The organism is Pseudomonas sp. SCA2728.1_7 (assembly GCF_018138145.1).
GTDB classification, from domain to species: domain Bacteria; phylum Pseudomonadota; class Gammaproteobacteria; order Pseudomonadales; family Pseudomonadaceae; genus Aquipseudomonas; species Aquipseudomonas koreensis_A.
This window is the reverse complement of the sequence record NZ_CP073104.1, coordinates 6154208-6176251: the sequence shown is the minus strand read 5'-3', so window position 1 is coordinate 6176251 and position 22044 is coordinate 6154208. Positions and strand designations below refer to the sequence as shown.

The following is a 22044-nucleotide window of genomic DNA, read 5'->3' as shown; positions in this document are numbered from 1 at the left end:
CGTTCATGGATGTTTTCTGGTTCCTGCCGACCCACGGCGACGGCCACTATCTGGGCACCACCCAAGGCGCGCGCCCGGTCACGCTCAATTATCTGAAACAAGTGGCGCAGGCCGCTGACAGCCTGGGCTACCACGGCGTGCTGATTCCCACCGGGCGCTCCTGCGAAGACTCGTGGGTGATCGCCTCGGCACTGGTGCCGTTGACCGAGCGTCTGCGTTATCTGGTGGCGATCCGTCCGGGGATCATCTCGCCGACAGTCTCGGCGCGCATGGCTGCGACCCTCGATCGCCTGTCCAACGGCCGCTTGTTGATCAACGTGGTGACCGGCGGCGATCCGGATGAAAACCGTGGCGACGGCAGTTTCCTCAGCCACGCCGAGCGCTATGAAGTCACCGATGAATTCCTGAAGATCTGGCGACGCGTGTTGCAAGGTGAAGCGGTGGATTTCGACGGCAAACACCTGAAGGTGCAGAACGCCAAAGCGCTGTATCCGCCGGTGCAGAAACCCTATCCGCCGCTGTACTTTGGTGGTTCCTCCGATGCCGCGCATGATCTGGCTGCCGAACAGGTCGATGTCTATCTGACCTGGGGCGAACCGCCGGCCGCGGTTGCGGAAAAACTCGCCGATGTGCGCGAACGTGCGGCGCGACATGGGCGCAAGGTGAAGTTCGGTATTCGCTTGCATGTGATCGTGCGCGAGACCGCCGAAGAGGCCTGGAAAGCCGCGGACAAACTGATCGAACACATCAGCGACGAGACTATTGAGGCGGCACAGAAATCCTTCTCGCGCTTCGACTCCGAAGGTCAACGGCGCATGGCGGCGTTGCACGATGGCCGTCGCGACAACCTCGAAATTGCCCCGAATCTATGGGCCGGTGTCGGTCTGGTGCGCGGTGGTGCCGGTACGGCGCTGGTGGGTGATCCGCAGCAAGTGGCGGCGCGGATCAAGGAATACGCGGATCTGGGCATAGAGAGTTTCATCTTCTCCGGTTATCCACACCTGGAAGAGGCTTACCGCTTTGCCGAGCTGGTGTTCCCGCTGCTGCCCGAGCCTTACGCCAGTCTGGCCGGGCGTGGCGTGACCAATCTGACCGGGCCGTTTGGCGAAATGATTGCCAACGATGTGTTGCCCACAAAAGCCACTGCCTGAAACAAATCCTTTGTGGGAGCGAGCTTGCTCGCGAATGCGTTGTGTCAGCCAACGATGATGCCGGCTGTTCCGCCCCTTCGCGAGCAAGCTCGCTCCCACAGGGGCTGAGTTGATTCTTTGAGGAACACCGCGTGACCGCCAAACCGCAAAGTACTTTGATATCCCCGCTGCAGACCGCCCGCCAACTGGCCGCCGAGTTTGCCCTCACCGCTGTCGAACGCGACGAACGCGGTGGCACGCCGAAAGCCGAGCGCGATGCCCTGCGTGACAGCGGCCTGTTGGCCCTGAGCATTCCCACCCGCTACGGCGGCCTCGGCGCGAGCTGGAGCGAAACCCTGCAAGTCGTTCGCGAGTTCGCCAAAGTCGACAGCTCGATCGCCCACGTGTTCGGTTTTCATCACTTGATGCTCGCCACCGTGCGCCTGTTTTCCCGGCCGGAACAATGGCAGCCGTGGTTCGAACAGACCGCGCGGCAGAACTGGTTCTGGGGCAACGCGCTGAACCCGCTCGACACCCGCACCGTGGTCAAGGATCTCGGCGGCTGGCGCGAATTTTCCGGGAAGAAAAGCTTCTGTTCCGGCGCCAGCGACTCACAGATGCTGATCGCTTCGGCCGTCGATGAAAGTGCTGGCGGCAAGTTGCTGATCGCGGCGATTCCCAGCGGACGCAGTGGCATCACCCTGCACAACGACTGGAACAACATCGGCCAGCGCCAGACCGACAGCGGCAGCGCCACGTTTGAACGGGTGCGCGTCGAAGAGTCGGAACTGCTCCTCGATCCCGGCCCGCTGAGTACACCGTTCGCCTGCTTGCGACCATTGATCGCGCAGCTGACTTTCACGCATATGTTTCTCGGGATTGCCGAAGGTGCTTTCGAAGAGGCGCGGCAATACACCCTCAGCGAAACCCGGCTCTGGCATAAATCCACGGCGCGCGATGTACGTGAAGACCCGTACGTACTCGCGCATTACGGCGAGTTCTGGGTGGCGCTGGAAGGCATTCGTCTGCTGGTCGAACGCGCGGCGGCGTTGCTCGATGAGGCCTGGGCCAAAGGCGCGAACCTCAGCGCCGAAGAGCGCGGGCATGTCGCCACGGCGATTGCCACGGCCAAAGTCGCGGCCAGCCGTCAGGGCCTGGAGATTTGCAGCCGTTTGTTCGAAGTGACCGGCGCGCGCTCGACCCATGCCTCCCTGCGTCTCGACCGCCACTGGCGCAACCTGCGCACGCAAACCCTGCACGACCCGCTGGATTACAAACTCCATGAGCTAGGCGACTGGGCGCTGAATCAGTCGCTGCCGGTGCCGACTTTCTATTCCTGACCTGCCTGCATTTGAACTAAAAAGAAGGACGAGCCCATGCAACTGCTGACCCTACCGCCCTCCCCCGCGCTCGCCACGTCGATCCGCGCCACTGCGCAGGTCTTCGAGGATCCTAAATCCCAGGCCCTGCTCGCGCATTTGCAACAGGTCGCGCCGAGCGAAGCGAGTGTGCTGATCATCGGCGAGACCGGCACCGGCAAAGAGCTGGTAGCGCGGCATATTCATAACCTCAGCAATCGCCGTCATCGGCCGTTTATCGCGGTCAATTGCGGGGCGTTTTCCGAATCGCTGGTAGAGGCGGAATTGTTCGGTCATGAAAAAGGTGCGTTCACCGGCGCACTGAGCGCCAAGGCCGGCTGGTTCGAGGAAGCGGATGGCGGCACGTTGTTTCTCGATGAGATCGGCGATCTGCCGATGGCGATTCAGGTCAAGTTGTTGCGTGTTTTGCAGGAGCGCGAGGTGGTGCGGCTTGGCTCGCGCAAAAGCATTCCTATCGATGTGCGGGTGCTGGCGGCGACCAATGTGCAGCTGGAAAAAGCCATCAATGCCGGCCATTTCCGCGAGGATCTGTATTACCGCCTCAACGTGGTCAATCTCGAACTGAGTCCGTTGCGCGACCGTCCCGGCGACATACTGCCGCTCACGCGCCACTTCATCGAGGCCTACAGCCAGCGCCTCGGTTATGGCCGCGTCAGTATCAGCCCCGGCGCCGAGCACAAACTGCGTGCCTACAGTTGGCCGGGCAATATTCGTGAGCTGGAAAACGTCATCCACCACACCTTGCTGATCTGCCGCAATGGCGTGATCGAACGCGATGACTTGCGCCTGTCGAATCTGCGCATCGATCGCCCGGACGATCATCACAGCAGTGCCGATGATTCACCGGAGGCGTTGCTGGAACAGGCCTTTCAAAAACTCTTCGCGCAACAGGCCGGCGCGTTACACGAAAAAGTCGAAGACGCCTTGTTGCGCGCAGCTTATCGCTTCTGCCATTACAACCAGGTGCACACCGCCGCGTTGCTTGGTCTGAGCCGCAACGTCACCCGCACGCGACTGATCAAGATCGGCGAACTGGCGGTGAACAAGCGGCGACTGACGGAAAATCTGCAAGGCGAGCGCTTGATCCAGCTGTCGATCTAGCCCACCAGGTGGCAGTGCAGCGCATCGTCGTGACTGCGGGCGATGCTGCTCAGCACCTGGAACGAATTGAAGGTGATGGTTTTCGCCTGATGGGTGTGAATCAGTTGCCAGAAGTCCTGTTCGCCGCTCTCGAAGCTGCGAAACGCCGCCTCCCCCGCCTCGCGGGACTGCCATTGGAGAAAACTCAGTACACGCCGGCCGTCATCACTGGCCTGCACACTGGCGCTGACGAAACCGTCGTAACGCTGCGCCAGACGCTCGGTTTGCCTCGACAGTGCGGTGACCAGCGCAGGTTGTTGGCGTGGTTCGATTTCAAATTCGATCAATTGGGTAAAACTGCGGTTGTTCATGGAAAGCCCCCACTCAGCGTAAGACGAGCCTTGCGACTCGAAGACCTGCAGGGTAAAACCTCTAGTTAAGTCAAGGTCAAGAGCTGTCTTCAAATGATCAGCAAAGAAAACGTGCACAAACAGTTAACCGTCGGCGAAGTCGCAGCGCGCAGTGGCGTCGCCGTCACCGCTCTGCACTTTTATGAATCCAAAGGCCTGATCAAGAGCCAGCGCAATGCCGGCAATCAGCGGCGCTATCCGCGCGAAGTGCTGCGCCGGGTCGCGTTGATCAAAGTCGCGCAGCGGCTGGGGATTCCGCTGGCGGAGATTGGCGAGGCACTGAAAATCCTCCCGCAGGATCGGGCGCCCAGCGCGGCCGACTGGAAAATCCTCTCGCAGCAATGGCGGCGCGAGTTGGATGAACGGATCGAACAACTGACGCTACTGCGCGATCGGCTCAATGGCTGCATCGGTTGCGGCTGTTTGTCGATGGAGGCCTGCCCGCTGCGCAATCAGGGCGATGTGCTGGGTGAACAGGGACCGGGGCCGCACTTTCCCGAAGACTGACGCTCGTCGGGCAAAAATCTGCATGGCGAAGACGGTTCTATAGTGAATCTTCCACAAATCCGGTGGAGCCACATCTCATAGAACAAAAATCAGGGAGAACGTCATGAGCGTCAAACCCATTCCCGAGGGGTATCACAGCATCACCCCATATCTCGGCATCCACAAAGCCGCCGAGGCCATCGATTTCTATAAAAAAGCCTTCGGCGCCACCGAAGTCATGCGCCTGGCCATGCCCGACGGCGGCATCGGCCACGCCGAGCTGCGCATTGGCGACAGCGCGATCATGCTCGGTTCACCGTGTGATCAGGGGCCGTTGAGTAATCCGGATCAAGCCGTGTCGGTTGGTTTGCATTTGTATGTGACCGATGTCGACAAGTCGTTTCAGCGAGCACTGGATGCCGGGGCGACGACGGTGTCCGAGGTCAAGGATCAGTTTTACGGTGATCGCAGCGGGACGTTGAAGGATCCGTATGGGCATCTGTGGTTTCTGGCCTCGCGCAAGGAGGATCTGACTGAAGAGCAGATCAAGCAGCGGGCGATGGAGATGTTTCAGCAGGGTTGAGCATTTCAGTGTCTGGACTGGCCTCTTCGCGAGCAGGCTCGCTTGTATGGTAGGACTTGAAGGGAGGAGGAGGGACAAGGCTCGATTCTGACTGTTAGCGCAGTACAGACCGTGGGAGATTTCACCCTCCTCCTTTCACCCAAGCGCCGATAAAGAATGCATCTGGCCTAGACCGACGATAGGAACAAGCCTGCGCCTCTGGGTGAACCCTTCAAGTGTTCAAACCTTAGCCCGGAGGATTTCTCATGGCAATGCCCGTCGTTACTACTCAGTCGATCATCGGGGTTGATGTCGCCAAGGATGAACTGGTGATTTATTGCACCGAATCAGATCAACTCGAGACAATCTCTAACACCAAAGCAGCAATCAAAAAATGGCTCAAAACTGTAGCCAAGCCAGTGGCTATCGCCATCGAAGCCACCAATATCTATCACCAGGAATTTGCTGATCTGGCGTATGCCAATGGTTGCGTGATCTATATGGTTGGCGGTTATGAGCTCAGCCATTACCGCAAAGGCGTGAACGTTCGCGCTAAAACTGATGCGCTGGATGCCCGATTACTGGCCCGTTATCTGACAAACGAAGGGGACCACTTACGCCCTTGGACACCGCCGTCGCCCTTGTATTGCCGGCTCATCAGTCTTTTCCGGCGCCGTGCGGCTCTGGTCCAGGCTCGTGTCAGCCTCAAGCAGAGTTGGGAGAATGAGCCGTTGCTCAAAACCGCTTTCAAAAATCAGATAAACGCCATGCAAAGACTGGAAATCCTGCTGGAGAAAACGATCCTGACGCAGATAGACGAAGCTGGTTTAGGCGCTCAGCTCAAGCGTTGCATGAAGGTAGAAGGCATCGGTACGTTGACCGGCGCCCGCTTGCTCGCATCCTTTCAGCGTGGGGATTTCAGGAATGCCGACGCTTTCATCGCCTTTCTAGGCCTGGATCTGCGCATATCTGACTCAGGCAAAAAGAAAGGCCGTCGCTGCCTGACCAAACGAGGCGACTCAGAGGCGCGTCGGTTGCTGCACAACGCTGCAATGGCGGCGAGCCGGACCTCGGCGTGGAAAGGATTTTATGAGGCTTTGAGAGAGCGCGGATTGAGCACTACCCAAGCACTGGTCGCACTAGCCCGCAAGCTTGCTCGGGTGGTATTTGCTCTGTTGAAAAACCAGAGCGAATACTCACCTAAAGCCGTTTAGGGGCTAGGCATGAACCATAGAATCTCCCACAGGGTTTCGTTAGGTGGCATAGATAGTGGTCACACCGAAAATTCCTGTGGGAGCGAGCCTGCTCGCGAAGGGGCCTTTACATACAACGCAGAACCTCATCAACACACTTCATGAACCCGCCCACCACGCTTTGCCCCTTGCCGTAAACGCCGAACGATTTCAGGATGCAGCCAACCAGAACCCTGAACAAGGATCAGCCCGATGTTTGCCGGATTCCGCAAAGACCAGCGCCACGTCAACGGCGTCGACATTGCCTACCGCCTCGGCGGCAGCGGCCCGGGACTGTTGCTGTTGCACGGGCACCCGCAGACCCACGTGATCTGGCACAAGATTGCCGAACAACTGGCCGAACACTTCACCGTGGTCGCCGCCGACCTGCGCGGTTACGGTGACAGCAGCCGCCCGGCTGCCGATGAGTTGCACGTTAATTACTCGAAACGCGAAATGGCCCGCGACAATGTCGAGTTGATGCAGTCGCTGGGCTTCGAGCAGTTTTCGATCCTCGCTCACGACCGTGGCGCGCGGGTCGCCCATCGCCTGGCGCTCGATCACCGCGCCGCCGTGCAACGGATGATGCTGCTCGACATCGCGCCGACCCTGTCGATGTATGCGCAAACCAACGAAGCCTTCGCCCGCGCGTATTGGCATTGGTTCTTTCTGATCCGCCCGGCGCCACTGCCGGAAACCTTGCTCGAAGCCGATCCCGAAAGCTATCTGCGCAGCGTGATGGGCAGTCGCAGCGCCGGACTCAAGCCGTTTACCGATGCAGCCTTCGGCGAATACCTGCGCTGCCTGCAACAACCTGGCAGCGCGCGCGGTATCTGCGAAGACTATCGCGCCAGCGCCAGCATCGATCTTGAGCACGACCGCGCCGACATCGCCGCCGGGCATCATCTGAATCTGCCATTGCGCGTGTTGTGGGGCGCCGAAGGCACGGTCGGACGCTGCTTCGATCCGCTCAAGGAATGGCAGCAAGTGGCGAGCAACGTCAGCGGCCAAGCGCTGCCCGCCGGCCATTACCTTGCCGAAGAAGTCCCCGAACCGTTGCTCGCTGAAGCACTGGCCTTTTTGCGCTGAGCCGAGCCGCCGGATCTCGGTGCTATGCTGGCGGCTTCTGCCGCCAGTGTTCGTTTTGACATGTCCCAGAAGAAAGACACCGTGCCTCTGCCCGAAGACCTGCGTGTGCTGCTCACCGTGATCCGCAAAAACGGCTTTGCCGCTGCGGCCGATGAGTTGGGCCTGTCACCGGCCTACGTCAGCAAACGCATCCAGATTTTAGAAACCACCCTAGGCACTCGCCTCCTGCACCGCACCAGCCGGCGCGTCTCGCTGACCCAGGACGGTGAACGCGTGCAACGCTGGGCGTTGCGCATTCTCGATGATTTCCAGCAACTGCACGACGAATTGTCCGACGCCCACGACAGCCCGCGTGGGCGTTTGCACATTTGCAGCAGTTTCGGTTTCGGTCGCAATCACGTCGCCCCGGCGGTGTCGTTGCTGGCCGAACGTTATCCAGAACTGGAGATTCGCCTCGACCTGTTTGACCGGGTGGTGGACATCATCAATGAAGGCTTCGACCTGGAGATCCGCGTCGGCGACGACATTCCCGGTCAGCACATTGGTCGGCGTCTGGTCAGCAATCGGCGCGTGCTGTGCGCCGCCCCGGGTTATCTGCAACGCCGCGGTACGCCGCAAACGCTCGACGAACTTCAACAACACGATTGCCTGGTGATCAAGGAGCGCGACAACGCCTTCGGTATCTGGAATCTGGTTCGCGACGGTGGGCAAGAGAGCGTGCGGGTCAGCGGGCCGTTGTCGTCCAACAACGGCGAGATTGTTTTGCAGTGGGCGCTGGACGGGCGTGGGGTGTTGTTGCGTTCGCTGTGGGATGTGAAGCCGTTGCTGGAACTAGGACGCTTGGTGCAGGTGCTGGACGATTACAGCCAGAGCGCCAACGTCTGGGCGGTGTACCCGACGCGGCTGGCGCATTCGGGGAAGTTGCGCGCGTGTGTGGAGTTTTTGCAGGCGCATTTCAAAGGATTGTCGCTGTAGTCCAGACACCACTAATCCCCTTGTAGGAGTGAGCCTGCTCGCGATAGCGGTGTGTCAGATACGACAACTCTGACTGATCCACCGCTATCACGAGCAGGCGAAGGCCTACAGGGGATCAGTGGTGTGTCAGCAAAGCCACGGGTTGTTGGCCAGGTGCTGGCGCTCGAAAGCCTTGATCTGTTCGCGCCGTTGCAGGGTGCTGCCGATGGCATCCAGGCCGAGCAGCAGCGCGGTTTTACGCAGCGTATCGATCTGGAAATCGATCACCGTGCCATCCGCCAGACTAATCCGCTGAGTCTCCAGATCAATATTGACCCGCGCCGTTTCAGCCTGACCGACAAGCTGTCCGATGCGTTGCACCTGCGCCTCTTCCAGGGTGATCAACAAGACCCCGTTACGCTGGCAATTGTCGTAGAAGATCCCGGCAAAACTGCTGCCGATCAACGCGCGGATGCCCATCTGCTGCAAGCCCCAGACCGCATGTTCGCGGCTCGATCCGCAGCCGAAATTCGGCCCGACCAGCAGAAAACTTGCGCCCTGCCACGCTGGTTGGTTCAAAACGAAATCGGGGTTGGGGCTGCCATCGCGCAGAAACCGCAGATCGAAAAACAAGCCGCGATCGAGTCCCTGACGATCAATGCCTTTGAGGAACTGCTTGGGCATGATCACGTCCGTGTCGACATTGGCCGCCAGCAACGGCGCGGCCTGGCCACTGACTTGCGTGAAGGGCTGCAGGCTCATGGGCGTTCTCCAAAGTGGCGGATATCGGTGAGTCGACCGCTGATCGCTGCTGCGGCGACCATTGCCGGGCTCATCAGATGAGTACGGGCGCCAGCGCCCTGACGGCCTTCGAAGTTGCGGTTGGTGCTGGATGCGCAACGGTCACCGGGTGCGAGGACGTCGTCGTTCATCGCCAGGCACATCGAGCAGCCGGACTGTCGCCATTCGAAACCGGCATCGATAAAGATCTGCGCCAGCCCTTCGGCCTCGGCCTGCGCGCGAACTTCGCTGGAGCCGGGGACGATCATCGCCCGCACATGCTCTGCCACTTGCTGCCCGCGCACGACGCTGGCGGCATCACGCAGGTCTTCGATTCGCGCATTGGTGCACGAACCGATAAAGGCATGGCTGATGACGATATCGCTGAGCGCCATGCCCGCTTCGAGGCCCATGTAGTTGAGGGCGCGGCGCATGTCCTGACGCAGGATCGGATCGCTGATCGCTTGTGGGTCCGGCACTCGCGCACCGATCGCGGCGGCCTGATCAGGGCTAGTGCCCCAGGTGACCATCGGCTCCAGGACGCTGGCGGCGAGGTGAATCTCGCGGTCAAACACCGCGCCCGGATCACTGCGTAATTCGCGCCACTTCTCCACGCCCCGCTCCCACAACTCGCCTTGCGGCGCACGCGGCTTGCCTTTGAGATAGGCGAAGACCTTGTCATCCGGCGCCATGAACGCCCCGCGCGCGCCGGCCTCGACCGCCATATTGCAGATGGTCATGCGCGCTTCAACGCTGAGGGCGTCGATGGTCGAGCCGCAGAACTCGATCGCGTAACCGCTGGCCCCGGACGCACCGATGCGGCCGATCAGGGCCATGATCACGTCTTTGGAGGTCAGGCCCGGCGCCAGATCGCCGTCGACAGTCACGCGCAGGCTTTTCAGACGTTTGTAGACCAGGGTCTGCGAGGCCAGCAAATGCTCGATCTCGGACGTGCCGATGCCGAAACCGAAGGCGCCAAGCGCGCCATAGGTGGTGGTATGGCTGTCGCCAGCGGCGATGACCATGCCGGGCAGAATGAAACCCTGCTCGGGAGCGATCACGTGTTCGATGCCCTGACGTTTGTCGAGGATGTCCAGCAACTCGATGCCGAAATCGCGGCAGTTCTGCGCCAGATACGACACTTGCCGCGCGCCGCCCGCATCAGGCATTGCCGCGATGCGCACAGGCGTGGTCGGGTTGACGTGATCGACCACCGCCAGCGCCGTGCCCGGCCGCCAGACCTCGCGCCCGGCCGCGCGCAAACCGCTGAAGGCCTGCGGGCTGGTGTATTCGTTGATCACCTGACGATCGATATACAACAGGACATGGCCCTGATCGTCGAGGCGGCACACCGTGTGCGAATCGATGTGTTTGTCGTAGAGGGTTCTGGCGGTCATCAAGGCGCTCACTCAGGGAATCGGGTGATTCCCATCATAGGGAGCGCGGGTCGGCCATCAATTGGCAGAGAGTGATGGCGTGGATCATGAATCGTGTTTGATCCCCTGCACGCAGCAAAACCCTGTGGGAGCGAGCCTGCTCGCGAAAGCGGTGGATCAGGCAACGGATGAAGTGACTGACCCGGCGCTTTCGCGAGCAGGCTCGCTCCCACAAGGGGATTCGTGGTGACCGGGGAACTGGGAAACATTTGCTTTCATATCACCTTTCAGGATTTGCCCCACTCATCCGTCCTATATAGATGCAGGCCGTTCGCGTAGGCAAAAGCCACGAGCGCCTTTCGGGGACTGCTGTGCTGCGAAGCCCGTAGCCACGTGCCCTTTCACCGAAAACAAGACGCACAATCATGTCGAAGAAATCCCGCTCCAAACTGTGGTTCCTCGTTCATAGCTGGCTGGCGTTACCGATCTGGTTCTTTGTGCTGATCGTCTGTGTCACGGGCACTCTGGCGGTGGTCAGCCAGGAAATCGTCTGGCTGGCCAACCCGCAGATGCGCGCCAGTCAGCCCGCCGACGATGCACCGCTGCTCAGCTTTGAGCAGGTGCTGGCCGCCATCAAAAAAGCCGAACCGCAAACACTGGTAGAAAGCATCAGCCGACCGGACGAATCACACTTCGCCCTCGACGTCAGCGTCAGTTATCCGGACGGACGCTCGCAGACCGTTTACGTCAACCCGTACACCGGCGTGATACAAGGCAGCGCTCCCGACTTCAACTTCCAGGCTTTTACCCGCGCCCTGCATGGCTGGTGGCTGGTGCCCTTTACCAACGGTTACAGCTGGGGCTGGTATCTGGTGTCGTTCCTCGGTTTGCCGATGCTCGCCTCGCTGGTAACCGGCCTTGTGGTGTACAAGCGTTTCTGGAAAGGCTTTCTGCGCCCGACCTTGCGCATTCGCCACGGCGCACGGATTTTCTGGGGCGACTTCCACCGCCTCAGCGGGATCTGGTCGATCTGGTTTATCGCGGTGATTTCGATAACCGGTACCTGGTTCCTGATTCAGGCTTTCCTGTTCGACAACCAGGTGTCGATTTCGACCGAGCCCATTATTCCGGCCATGGCGCGTGAAAGCGTGCCAATCTCGGCTGATGCTTCGCCGCCGCCACGGATCAGCCTGGATCGCGCGGTGGAGATCGCCGAACAGAAAATCCCCGGCCTCGAAGTCAGCTTCATCAGCATGCCCGGCAATGCCTACAGCCACATGAGCGTCGGCGGTCGCGGCTGGTATCCGCTGATGTTCCAGACAGCCACGCTGAATCCGTTCAACGGTGACATGGCCGCCTCGCGACTGATCAGCGACCGCTCTTCCCTGGAATTTGTCACCGAATCCATGCGGCCGCTGCACACCGGTGATTTCGGTGGACTGTGGATCAAGCTGATCTGGTTCTTCTTCGGCTTGCTGTTGAGCATGATGGTGCTCAGCGGTCTGCTGATCTGGACCAAACGCACCGCTCTGGCCACCGCCAACGCGCTCAAGCGCGAAAGCAAGAAGGCCCGCAGCGCCCCGGCACAACCGGCCTTCGCCCGTGAAACTTCGGAGGCAAACCTGTGAGCCAGTCCAGCACCGCCACCCCACCGTCGCGCCTGAGCCGTTTCTGGCACAAATGGCGCTTCCACATCAATGCGCTGCTGTTGCTGATCCCGTTGGGATTCATGCCCAAGTACTTCGCCGACGTGTCGCTGTTTCGCGGCGACAGCGGCCTGGGCGAGCGCGAAATAGGTGACGTTCAGGTCGGCCCCTGGAGTTTGCGTCTGGCCGAACTGCGCAACGAAGCCCCGCATCTGAGCGGTCCAGCCGGCTACATGAAGGACTTCAACGCAGCGCTGTGCGATGCCTGCGTTGAACAGGTCAAGGCCACTTATCTGCGCATCGGCAAACCGCGCAGCCTGCGTGCCGCAGGGGTGATTTTCTTCGGTACACCGTATCGCATGGGCAGCCAACTGCCGGTTCCGGAAAAAACCAAAGCCGACGCCGAACTGTGGATCACCATGGAAGGCTGGGACGGCAGCATGCATCAGGCTTCGATCCCTCTGAGTCAGGCCTCCCCCGCCACCATTGCCTGGTTGAACAAACAAGGAGCCAAACCATGACTTGCTCGCAACGCCTTTCCCGCCTGCGGTTGAATACCGCGCTGCTGGTGCTGTGCGCCGGCTTCAGTGCCGGTGCGCTGGCACACAACCCGATGTGCGAATGCAAAGCCATCGACGCCGAGCAGATCAAATGCACCGGTGGTTTCTCTGACGGCAGCGGCGCGCCAGGCGTGACCCTTGATGTGATCGGTTATGACGAAACTGTTCTGGTGCCGGGCAAGCTCGGCGCCGATTCCACGCTGACGTTCAAGAAGCCTGGCGCCGAGTTTTACGTACTGTTCGACGCCGGTCCAGGCCACGTAGTGGAAATCGACCAAGCGGATATCGAAGCCCCATGAGTACGCCCACCCAACAAATCGTGCGTCCGGCCGGTGCCGGTCATGAAACCCTCAATGTGCTGCTGTTGTGCCTGTTGATCCTCGCGGTCGCAGGTTCTGTGGTCGCGTGGCGCGGGGTCTCCCATGAACCGGAGCCGGTGGCGACAAATCAACTCGACGCGCGCCGCGACCTCAGCGCTTCGGAACAAGGCATCTACGCCGACCTGCGGGTGACCCTCGACGAAATCCGCTTGCTGCGCGAAGAACAGCAAGCCCTGCCGACACCGCAATATCTGGCCGACGAAGGCTTTGCGCCGTTTGCCCAGGATGCGAGTTCGGTCAGCCGTGGCGGTCATGCCTGGCAGATGCTGGCGAATACCGCCTATTTCGGCCGTAGCCAAAGCACAGCGGTTGCCGGTTCGTTCGTGATGTTGCTGAGCGCCGACGACAAGGCTGCGCCCGATATCTGGCTCAACCGCGACGCCAATCTGACAGCGCCGACCGAACTGACTGAAGCCGCCCTGTCCGCCGCTGGCTGGAAACAGATCGTCGCGCAATACGATGCCGGGGTTACCCGCGAACATCGCCATTGATTCCTCGCCCTCATTCGAGAGAAGACCGTTTGCCCATGTCTATTTCATCGTCTCGCCGTCCATTGTTGCGTCTGTTTCTGCTCGGCCTCTGCGCCTGCCTGCTCAGCCCATTGGCCATTGCCGATCAGGCCAAACGCCTGCGCATCGGCATCACCCTGCACCCGTATTACAGCTATGTGGCGAACATCGTCGGCGACAAGGCCGAGGTGGTGCCGCTGATCCCGGCCGGTTTCAATCCGCATGCCTACGAACCGCGGGCCGAGGACATCAAACGCATCAGCGGGCTGGACGTGATCGTGCTCAACGGTGTCGGCCATGACGACTTCGCCGACCGCATGATCGCCGCCAGCGATACGCCCGACATCAAAACCATCGAAGCCAACGAAAACGTGCCGCTGCTGGCCGCCACCGGGGTTGCCGCACGCGGCGCCGGCAAAGTGGTGAATCCGCACACATTCCTGTCGATCAGCGCCTCCATCGCCCAGGTCAACAACATCGCGCGCGAACTGGGCAAACTCGATCCGGACAACGCCAAGACCTACACCCAGAACGCCCGCGCCTACGGCAAACGCCTGCGGCAGATGCGCGCCGACGCGCTGGCCAAACTGACGCAAGCACCGAACGCAGAACTGCGCGTGGCCACGGTGCACGCCGCTTATGACTATTTGCTGCGTGAGTTCGGCCTGGAAGTGACCGCCGTGGTCGAGCCGGCCCACGGCATCGAGCCGAGCCCAAACCAATTGAAGAAGACCATCGACCAGTTGCGTGAACTGGACGTGAAGGTGATCTTCTCGGAGATGGATTTCCCCTCCACTTACGTCGAAACGATTCAGCGTGAGTCCGGCGTGAAACTGTATCCGCTGTCGCACATTTCCTACGGCGAATACACCGCCGACAAGTACGAAAAGGAAATGACCGGCAACCTCAACACCGTGGTGCGGGCGATTCAGGAGTCCGGCGCATGACTTCCAGAGAGATCCTTTCCCCCGAAAACACCGAGTCCCCTGTGGCAGCGAGCCTGCTCGCGAAGGCGTCGGTCCAGGCAACATCTTCGTTGGATGACATACCGCTATCGCGAGCAGGCTCACTCCTACAGGTTTCGGGGCCGACTCTGAATTTTGCGGGGATTTGTCTGACGCTGGGGCGCACGACGATTCTCGACAAGGTCACCTTCCAGGTGCAGCCCGGCAGCGTGCATGCGCTGGTCGGCCCCAACGGTGGCGGCAAGAGTTCGCTGATCAAAACCTTGCTCGGGCAAATGCCGCATCAGGGCCATCTCAGCCTGCAATGGCCCGGCGAACCCGGGACCATCGGTTATGTGCCACAGGCGCTGGAGTTCGATCGCGGTTTGCCTTTGACCGTCGACGATTTCATGGCCGCGATGTGTCAGCGACGCCCGGCGTTTCTCGGTTTGAGCAAGCGTTACGCCGGCGCCATTGGCGATGCGCTGGAACGCGTCGGCATGCAGGACAAACGCAAGCGGCGCATGGGTGCGCTGTCCGGCGGGGAACGGCAGCGGGTGCTGCTCGCACAAGGCTTGATTCCGGCGCCGCAATTGCTGGTGCTGGATGAACCGATGTCGGCCCTTGATGAAGCCGGAATTCAGGTGTTCGAGCGCCTGCTCAATGACTGGCGCGCGACGGGCATCACCGTGCTGTGGATCGAGCACGATCTGGAAGCGGTCGGGCGTCTGGCCGATCGGGTCACCGGCCTTAACCGTCGTGTGCTGTTCGACGCCACGCCACAACAGGCGCTGACCCCGGAACGTCTGCTCACGCTGTTTTCTACCCATCCACGGAGCGCTGCCTGATGAGTTACGAAGCCTTTCGTTTGATGGTGCAAGGCTGGGCCTCGTCCGGCTATCTGCCGGAAGCACTGGCCTACGGCTTTGTGGTCAATGCATTGCTTGCCGGCCTGCTGATCGGCCCGGTACTCGGCGGCCTCGGCACGCTGGTGGTGGTCAAGCGCTTCGCGTTTTTCTCCGAAGCGGTGGGCCACGCGGCGCTGACCGGCGTGGCCATCGGCATCCTGCTCGGCGAACCCTACACCGGTCCGTACGGCAGCCTGTTCGGTTACTGCCTGCTGTTCGGCATCCTGCTCAATTACCTGCGCAACCGCACCGGTCTGGCGCCGGACACTCTGATCGGCGTGTTTCTGTCGGTGTCGCTGGCACTCGGCGCGAGTCTGCTGTTGATCCTGGCGGGCAAGATCAACGTGCACATTCTCGAAAACGTACTGTTCGGCTCAGTGCTGACGGTCAACGGCAACGATCTGGCGGTGCTGGCCATCGTCGGTTCGCTGGTCATGGCGCTGGCCTTGCCGCTGTACAACCGCATCATGCTCGCCAGCTTCAATCCGCAACTGGCAGCGGTGCGCGGGGTGGCGGTGAAAACCCTGGATTATCTGTTCGTGATTCTGGTGACGCTGATCACCGTGGCCGCGGTGAAAGTCATCGGTGCGATTCTGGTCGGCGCGCTGCTGGTGATTCCAGCAGCAGCGGCGCGTTTGCTCAGTCAGTCGCTCAAGGGCTTCTTCTGGTGCTCGGTGCTGATCGCCACGGTCAGCACGTTGTGCGGGATTCTTGCGCCGATCGTGTTTGACCTGCCGATTCCATCCGGCGCCGCGATCATTCTGGTCGCCGGCATAGCCTTCGCCCTCGCTGCCATTGCGCGCGGGGTTGTCCCGAGTCTGAAAGGGAATCTTGGATAAATGACTTTTTCACTGCGAAAACTGACCTTGGCCATGACCCTCTGCGGTGTGGTCTGCACGCCGTTGATGGCCGCCGAAAAAGCTAAACCGCTGCAGGTACTCGCCTCGTTGCCCATCACCTTTGGCTTGGCAGAAGCGCTGCTCAAGGGCACTGATGTCAATCTCGAACGCGCGGCGCCGGCGAACCTGCCGGGCAGTCGTCAGAGTGCCTACTTCACCGGGCGTGGCGCTCCGGCCCTGAGCAAACTGGCAACCGGTGCCGATGCCGTCATTGGCGTGCGCTCGCTATGGCTGGATGATCAGTTGTACCCGATCGCCCGCCGCAGCAATATCCGCATTGTCGAAGTCGACGCCGCGCGTCCGGTCGACGGCGCCCTGCCGGGCATTGCCGTGCAACCGGATCTGAAGGTTGATGGCTTGAACAGTCAACCGTGGCTGGCGAGCAACAACATGGGACGCATGGCGGATGTGATGGCGGCGGATCTGGTGCGCCTGGCACCGAGCGCAAAGCCTGCGATCGAGGCGAATCTGGCGACGTTGAAGCAGCGTCTGTTGAAGCTCAGCGCCGATAGCGAAGCGCGTCTGGCCAACGCCGACAATCTGAGTGTGTTGAGTTTGAGCGATCACTTCGGCTATTTGATCGGCAGCCTCAATCTGGAGCTGATCGGTCAGGATCCACGCCCTGATGCCGAGTGGACGGCTGAGGATCTGAAAAAACTGACGGCAACGCTAAAGGACAATGATGTCGCGGTGGTGCTGCATCATCGGCAGCCGTCAGAGCCGGTGAAAGCGGCGATTGCCGAATCGGGTAGTCGTCTGGTGGTGTTGAGCACCGATGCGGCGGATCCGGTGGCGGAGCTGGAAGGCAATGTGGATTTGCTGTTGAAGGGTTTGAGCGGGGCTTAGTTTTAGCCGAAACCGCGTTATCGTTCATCGCGAGCAGGCTCACTCCTACAGGGGGAGCGCATTCCAAATGTAGGAGTGAGCCTGCTCGCGATGAGGCCAGCCCGGACTACACAAATCCAAGGCAAGAAAAAACCCGCTGACTGTCACCAGTCCAGCGGGTTTTCTTTTGCCCGGCCGCTTATTGCGCGGCGGCCTGCCCTTCCATCTTCTGGCGCAGGCTCAGCGGACGCATGTCAGTCCAGGTTTCTTCAATGTAGGCCAGGCATTCCTTTTTCAGGCCGCTCTTGCCCACAGTGCGCCAGCCTTCCGGCACGGCTTTGTAATCCGGCCAGATCGAGTATTGCTCTTCGTGGTTGACCACGACCTGAAAGAGGATGTCCTCGCGGTCGAATACTGACGTCATGCTGGTTCTCCATCGTTGTAAGGGTGGGCTGCACGAAGGGTGCAACCGGGTATGTAGAAAGAACGTTCGGCGCGGCGAAAAATTTACAGCGACGCGGTGGCGGCGGCCAAAGCGCGACCAAAGATTTGCGCAACACGGTCGATTTCGGCAGCGGTAATCACCAGCGGCGGCAGGAAACGCACTACCGCGCCATGGCGACCGCCCAGCTCCAGAATCAGCCCACGCTTGAGGCATTCGCGCTGGACCAGCGGCGCCAGTCGCGCAAACGCCGGCGGATGGCCGAGCGCATCCGGCGTGCCGTTCGGCTCGACCAGCTCTACCCCGAGCATCAGGCCACGACCACGAATATCACCCAGTTGCGGGAAGTCGCGTTGCAGGATGCGCAGGTGCTCGCTGAGGCGCTCGCCCATGGCAGCAGCGTGTTCGCAGACCTTGTGCTCAACCAGATAACGCATCACCGCGGAACCTGCCGCCATGGCCATCTGATTGCCACGGAAGGTGCCGGCGTGCGCACCTGGCTGCCAGGTGTCGAGCCAGTCACGGTAGACCACCACAGCCAACGGCAAGCTGCCGCCGATGGCTTTGGACAACACCACCACATCCGGGGTGATGTCGGCGTGTTCGAAGGCAAACATCTTGCCGGTACGGGCGAAACCGCTCTGGATCTCGTCGACGATCAGCGCCACACCGGCCTGCTCGGTGATCCGGCGCAAACCGCGCAACCACTCGATGTCCGCCGGAATCACGCCGCCTTCGCCCTGCACCGCTTCGACGATCACCGCTGCGGGCAGTTGCACGCCAGCCTCGGGATCGTTGAGCAGGTTTTCCAGGTAACTCAGGTTAGCCTTCACGCCAGCTGCGCCACCGAGGCCGAACGGGCAGCGGTAGTCATACGGGAACGGCATGAACTGCACGCCATTACTGAGCAAGGCGCCCAAGGGCTTTTTCGGCCCCAGGCTGCCCATCAGACTCAGCGCGCCCTGGCTCATGCCGTGATAACCGCCGGAAAACGACAGCACGGTACTGCGCCCGGTCGCCGTGCGTACCAGCTTCAACGCCGCTTCCACAGCATCGGTACCGGTCGGGCCGCAGAACTGGATTTTCGCTTCAGCCGCGAGGGCCGATGGCAGCAGACCGAACAGATCCTGGACAAACTGATCCTTGACCGGTGTGGTCAGGTCGAGGGTGTGCAGCGGCAATTCATCGGCCAGCACCTGTTGGATCGCTTCGATCACCACCGGGTGGTTATGCCCCAGCGCCAGCGTGCCGGCACCGGCCAGACAGTCGATGAACGTGCGTCCTTCAACGTCTTCGACATACAGGCCTTTGGCGCGCTTCAGAGCCAATGGAATACGTCGTGGATAGCTGCGCGCGTTGGATTCCTGGCGGGCCTGACGGGCCAGCAGTGGCGACTCATTGAACTGGTACAGCGTTTCGGCCGGGGCCGAAGTAACCCGGGCCGACGACTCTTCGATAAGGCTGGTGGCGACTGACATCTCTCGACCCCTCAATTGGCTATGGATAGTGACCAAAACAGCACACCGGACAGTGCGCATTCCGATCGCGGGGCGCACTTGCAGGTTTTCCTGTTCTGGAAACGCTTAAGGGGCCTGAGGATTTAGCCCGTGATCGAGTTGTCAGCCCGGCGCTGCCATCGGCTTGTGCATGGGCAGGGTCTGCAAGCCTTGGTATTCGAGGGGCGGCGCTGATTCGCGATAGCCCAAACGCCGATAAAATGCCTGGCCGGTGCGCGTGCTGTTGAGATCAGCGTGAGAAACACCGCGAACCCGTAACCAGCCTTCCAGATCCAACATCAGCGCTCGCCCGACGCCCCGGCGAAATGACTCTGGCTGGACGTAACACAGCAAAATGCCGCCGCTGGCCTGCGCCATGCCGACACCGGCCGGTTTGTTCGCCAACAGCGCGATGCAGAGATAGAAGTGCGGATCGGCCAGTCGTGCACTGATGAAATCGGCGGATTGCAGGCCGATCCATTGGCTGACGAGTGATGGATCGTTACGGTGATCGAGCGCACATCCGATGCGAATCGAACGTTCGATGATGCGGCTGATGATACCGGCGTCGGCCAGTGTGGCCGGACGAATACAGATGGTTGCTTCCATGGCGCAGTTCCCTCAATCCATTGAGTCAAAGCTGCGTCGAACTTACCCCCACTTCAGCCGGATAGCGAACGCCGAGAGGTTACATTTGATGTGCCACAACACCTTTCCGTGTGGGAGCGAGCCTGCTCGCGAAAGCGATTTGGCAGCCACACTGATGTTGAGTGTGCCGCCGTCTTCGCGAGCAGGCTCGCTCCCACAGGGGATTTGCGGTGGAATCAGACCGGTTGCAACGGCATGGTCAGTTCGACGCGCAGGCCATCCGGGCGGCTGTCGAAATGCAGCGCGCAGTCACAACGCTGAACAATTGCCTGAACAATCGCCAGGCCGAGGCCGCAACCGGTGCTCTGGCCGTTGCGCCAGAAACGCTGGGTCAGGTGTTGCAGGTCATCCGGCGCAATCCCCGGGCCATGGTCGCGCACGACAAAACGCACGCGGTTGCCAATGGTTTCCAGGCTCAGCTCAACCGCGCAGTCTTCGGGCGTATGGCGCAGGGCGTTGTCGAGCAGATTGCGCAGCGCCGCAATCGACAGCACGGCCGGCATTTGCAGCGGCGCAGCGCAAAGCTCGGTCGGCAGTTGCAGTTTGATGCGCAGGCGCTCGCCACCGGTGGCGTCCTGAATCGCCAGGCGTGCCACTTGCTCGGCGCTGCATTGCGAACCGTCATCGAACGACAGACTGCCCTCGACCCGCGCCAGCAACAGCAGTTGCTCAAGGGTTCGATGCAGACGATCGGCGCCTTCCTCGGCCCGCGCCAGCGACTGATCGCGGGCGCTGCCATCGGTCATGCGCGCGACTTGCAGGTGCGTTTTGATCGCCGTCAGCGGGCTGCGCAGTTCATGCGCCGCGTCACCGGTCAGACGGCGCTCACGCTCGATGGTCTTGCCGATGCGTTGAAACAACTGATTTTGCGTTTCCAGCAGCGGCTTCAATTCGCTGGGGAAGGTCTGGATCTGCAACGGCTCAAGCGAGTCGGCATTGCGCCGCATCAGCGCTTCCCGCAGGCGGTTGAGCGGCGCCAGCCCCTGGCCGATGCCCAGCCACAACAGGCACAGGCAGCCGAGCAGCGCCACGCCCACCGGCACCGATGCCGCCAGCAGGATCGACATGTTCAGGGCTTCGCGCTCGATCTGCCGATCGGCGGTGGTAATCCGCACATCTCCGCGGGCCAGGGTGAAGCTGCGCCACGGTGCACCGTCGATCATCTGGTCATGGAAGCCCATCTTCTCGGCTTCCAGCGCCTGTTCGGGATTGTTGTGGCTGCGCGCGAGAATTTCCCCGCGCAACGAACTGACCTGACAAGCCATGCCACCGGGGATATTCAGTTGTTCGGCACTGAAATGCGTGCCCTCGCCTTTGCTCGGCAAAGTCGGCAACTGTTCCAGCAGCCCGGCTACCATGCGCGCCGAGGCTACCAGACGCTGGTCGAGGGAAAACATCATCTGATTGCGCAGGTCACTGAGCATCCAGGCCGCCGCCAGCGCCCAGATCAGCGCAAACGCGGCGCCGAGGGTCAGGCTCAGGCGCAGTCGCAGGCTCATCACTTGCCTTGATCTCCACCGTCAGCCGGGCCGAGGCGATAGCCCAGGCCGCGCACGGTTTCGACGATGCCTTTACCCAGTTTGCTGCGCAGGTGATGGATGTGCACGTTCAACGCGTTGCTTTCCAGTTCATCGTTGAAGCCGTAGACACTGTCTTTCAACTGCTCGGTGGACAGCACCCGGCCGCGATTGTGCAGCAGTGCCTGCAACAGCGATTGCTCACGCCGCGACAAGTCCACCGGTTGCCCGGCCAGGGTGGTTTCGCGACTGCTCGGATCGTAGGTCAGCGCGCCGTGCTCGATCAGGTTGACGCTGCGTCCGGCGACCCGGCGCAACAGGGTTTGCAGACGGGCGAACAGTTCACGCAGATCGAACGGTTTGAGCAGGTAATCGTCAGCCCCGGCCTGCAAGCCGTCGACACGGTCGGTCACCGAGTCGCGCGCGGTCAGAATCAGCACCGGAATCTCCAGGCCGCTCTGCCGCAATTGTTGCAGCAATTTGAGGCCATCTTCGTCGGGCAGGCCGAGATCGAGCACCATCACGTCGAATTCGGCGACCTTGAGCATCGCCCGCGCCTTCGACGCAGTGTTGACGTGCTCAACGGTCAAACCCTGAGCCGTGAGACCGGCAACGATGCCGCTGGCGATCAGCTCATCGTCTTCGCAAACCAGTACGTGCATGGGTGCTCCGTGGATAAAAAAGGCGAGTGAAGCAGGCGAGGATTAAGCGGCAATTATGGCCGTCACCGGCGTTTACGGAAAGCCGGGCAAAAACATCGGGGCGCCACCCGACGCAGGGATCCACCCGGCG

General features: G+C 61.0%; 24 protein-coding genes. 16 read left to right on the top strand and 8 right to left on the bottom strand.

The window, feature by feature from the left end; translation table 11 throughout:
- The first annotated feature begins 5 nt into the window (after nucleotides 1-5).
- From ssuD to KBP52_RS27655, 3 genes are all read left to right on the top strand, one after another.
- Nucleotides 6-1151, top strand: coding sequence for an FMNH2-dependent alkanesulfonate monooxygenase (gene ssuD / locus KBP52_RS27665; RefSeq protein ID WP_095113068.1), 1146 nt, complete (start codon nucleotides 6-8; stop codon nucleotides 1149-1151).
- A gap of 131 nt (nucleotides 1152-1282) precedes the next feature.
- The gene (locus KBP52_RS27660) at nucleotides 1283-2470 is read left to right on the top strand and encodes an acyl-CoA dehydrogenase family protein (RefSeq protein ID WP_212621391.1); all 1188 of its coding nucleotides are present in this window, start codon (nucleotides 1283-1285) and stop codon (nucleotides 2468-2470) included.
- A gap of 36 nt (nucleotides 2471-2506) precedes the next feature.
- The gene (locus tag KBP52_RS27655; protein ID WP_077573869.1) at nucleotides 2507-3610 is read left to right on the top strand and encodes a sigma-54 dependent transcriptional regulator; all 1104 of its coding nucleotides are present in this window, start codon (nucleotides 2507-2509) and stop codon (nucleotides 3608-3610) included.
- Here the strand turns inward: KBP52_RS27655 and KBP52_RS27650 are convergent.
- Nucleotides 3607-3960, bottom strand: coding sequence for an antibiotic biosynthesis monooxygenase (locus KBP52_RS27650; RefSeq protein ID WP_077573870.1), 354 nt, complete (start codon nucleotides 3958-3960; stop codon nucleotides 3607-3609). The genes KBP52_RS27655 and KBP52_RS27650 overlap by 4 nt on opposite strands.
- 93 nt (nucleotides 3961-4053) lie before the next feature.
- Here KBP52_RS27650 and soxR point away from each other — a divergent pair, with 93 nt between their 5' ends.
- The 5 genes from soxR (at nucleotide 4054) to KBP52_RS27625 (ending at nucleotide 8343) form a co-directional block, all read left to right on the top strand.
- A complete protein-coding gene (soxR, locus tag KBP52_RS27645) occupies nucleotides 4054-4506 on the top strand; it encodes a redox-sensitive transcriptional activator SoxR (RefSeq protein WP_077573871.1) in 453 nt (150 codons plus the stop codon).
- Between the two features lie 103 nt (nucleotides 4507-4609).
- A complete protein-coding gene (locus KBP52_RS27640; protein ID WP_077573872.1) occupies nucleotides 4610-5068 on the top strand; it encodes a VOC family protein in 459 nt (152 codons plus the stop codon).
- A gap of 245 nt (nucleotides 5069-5313) precedes the next feature.
- On the top strand, nucleotides 5314-6261 hold the full coding sequence (locus tag KBP52_RS27635) for an IS110 family transposase (RefSeq protein WP_116033343.1): 948 nt from the start codon (nucleotides 5314-5316) through the stop codon (nucleotides 6259-6261).
- 231 nt (nucleotides 6262-6492) lie between these two features.
- The gene (locus KBP52_RS27630) at nucleotides 6493-7368 is read left to right on the top strand and encodes an alpha/beta fold hydrolase (RefSeq protein ID WP_123595363.1); all 876 of its coding nucleotides are present in this window, start codon (nucleotides 6493-6495) and stop codon (nucleotides 7366-7368) included.
- Nucleotides 7369-7392: 24 nt separating this feature from the next.
- Nucleotides 7393-8343: a LysR substrate-binding domain-containing protein gene (locus KBP52_RS27625; RefSeq protein ID WP_212621390.1), complete on the top strand. Its 951-nt coding sequence runs from the start codon at nucleotides 7393-7395 to the stop codon at nucleotides 8341-8343.
- A 126-nt stretch (nucleotides 8344-8469) separates the two neighbouring features.
- Here KBP52_RS27625 and leuD read toward each other — a convergent pair whose 3' ends face one another.
- Both leuD and leuC read right to left on the bottom strand, forming a co-directional pair.
- A complete protein-coding gene (gene leuD / locus KBP52_RS27620) occupies nucleotides 8470-9084 on the bottom strand; it encodes a 3-isopropylmalate dehydratase small subunit (RefSeq protein WP_212621389.1) in 615 nt (204 codons plus the stop codon).
- Entirely contained in the window at nucleotides 9081-10499 is a 1419-nt protein-coding gene (gene leuC, locus KBP52_RS27615) for a 3-isopropylmalate dehydratase large subunit (RefSeq protein WP_116030573.1), read from the bottom strand. The genes leuD and leuC overlap by 4 nt, the downstream gene beginning before the upstream one ends.
- 404 nt (nucleotides 10500-10903) lie before the next feature.
- Between leuC and KBP52_RS27610 the strand changes: the two genes are divergently transcribed.
- Genes KBP52_RS27610 through KBP52_RS27575 form a run of 8 tightly spaced genes read left to right on the top strand, consistent with a single transcriptional unit; the run spans nucleotide 10904 to nucleotide 17170 of the window.
- Nucleotides 10904-12106 (top strand): PepSY domain-containing protein, encoded by a 1203-nt coding sequence (locus KBP52_RS27610; protein WP_137217729.1) that lies wholly within the window; start codon nucleotides 10904-10906, stop codon nucleotides 12104-12106.
- A complete protein-coding gene (locus KBP52_RS27605; protein WP_077573878.1) occupies nucleotides 12103-12645 on the top strand; it encodes a thiamine pyrophosphate-binding protein in 543 nt (180 codons plus the stop codon). Before KBP52_RS27610 ends, KBP52_RS27605 begins: the two co-directional genes overlap by 4 nt.
- Nucleotides 12642-12983, top strand: coding sequence for a hypothetical protein (locus KBP52_RS27600; RefSeq protein WP_212621388.1), 342 nt, complete (start codon nucleotides 12642-12644; stop codon nucleotides 12981-12983). The genes KBP52_RS27605 and KBP52_RS27600 overlap by 4 nt, the downstream gene beginning before the upstream one ends.
- Nucleotides 12980-13555, top strand: a complete 576-nt coding sequence (locus KBP52_RS27595; RefSeq protein WP_212621387.1) for a DUF6162 family protein — start codon at nucleotides 12980-12982, stop codon at nucleotides 13553-13555. Before KBP52_RS27600 ends, KBP52_RS27595 begins: the two co-directional genes overlap by 4 nt.
- Nucleotides 13556-13590: 35 nt before the next feature.
- Nucleotides 13591-14520 (top strand): metal ABC transporter substrate-binding protein, encoded by a 930-nt coding sequence (locus KBP52_RS27590; RefSeq protein ID WP_212621386.1) that lies wholly within the window; start codon nucleotides 13591-13593, stop codon nucleotides 14518-14520.
- Nucleotides 14517-15365, top strand: coding sequence for a metal ABC transporter ATP-binding protein (locus KBP52_RS27585; protein WP_249122215.1), 849 nt, complete (start codon nucleotides 14517-14519; stop codon nucleotides 15363-15365). Before KBP52_RS27590 ends, KBP52_RS27585 begins: the two co-directional genes overlap by 4 nt.
- On the top strand, nucleotides 15365-16264 hold the full coding sequence (locus tag KBP52_RS27580) for a metal ABC transporter permease (RefSeq protein ID WP_007917717.1): 900 nt from the start codon (nucleotides 15365-15367) through the stop codon (nucleotides 16262-16264). Before KBP52_RS27585 ends, KBP52_RS27580 begins: the two co-directional genes overlap by 1 nt.
- Entirely contained in the window at nucleotides 16265-17170 is a 906-nt protein-coding gene (locus KBP52_RS27575) for a zinc ABC transporter substrate-binding protein (protein ID WP_212621385.1), read from the top strand.
- 178 nt (nucleotides 17171-17348) lie between these two features.
- Here KBP52_RS27575 and KBP52_RS27570 read toward each other — a convergent pair whose 3' ends face one another.
- The 5 genes from KBP52_RS27570 to KBP52_RS27550 all read right to left on the bottom strand — a co-directional run bounded on the left by KBP52_RS27570 (nucleotide 17349) and on the right by KBP52_RS27550 (nucleotide 21914).
- A complete protein-coding gene (locus KBP52_RS27570) occupies nucleotides 17349-17573 on the bottom strand; it encodes an MbtH family protein (protein ID WP_064391340.1) in 225 nt (74 codons plus the stop codon).
- Between the two features lie 83 nt (nucleotides 17574-17656).
- Nucleotides 17657-19069, bottom strand: coding sequence for an aspartate aminotransferase family protein (locus KBP52_RS27565; protein WP_123595338.1), 1413 nt, complete (start codon nucleotides 19067-19069; stop codon nucleotides 17657-17659).
- A 141-nt stretch (nucleotides 19070-19210) separates the two neighbouring features.
- The gene (locus KBP52_RS27560; protein ID WP_077573885.1) at nucleotides 19211-19696 is read right to left on the bottom strand and encodes a GNAT family N-acetyltransferase; all 486 of its coding nucleotides are present in this window, start codon (nucleotides 19694-19696) and stop codon (nucleotides 19211-19213) included.
- 215 nt (nucleotides 19697-19911) lie between these two features.
- Nucleotides 19912-21234, bottom strand: coding sequence for an ATP-binding protein (locus tag KBP52_RS27555; RefSeq protein WP_137217735.1), 1323 nt, complete (start codon nucleotides 21232-21234; stop codon nucleotides 19912-19914).
- Nucleotides 21234-21914, bottom strand: coding sequence for a response regulator (locus tag KBP52_RS27550; RefSeq protein WP_007908710.1), 681 nt, complete (start codon nucleotides 21912-21914; stop codon nucleotides 21234-21236). Before KBP52_RS27550 ends, KBP52_RS27555 begins: the two co-directional genes overlap by 1 nt.
- Between the last annotated feature and the right edge of the window lie 130 nt (nucleotides 21915-22044).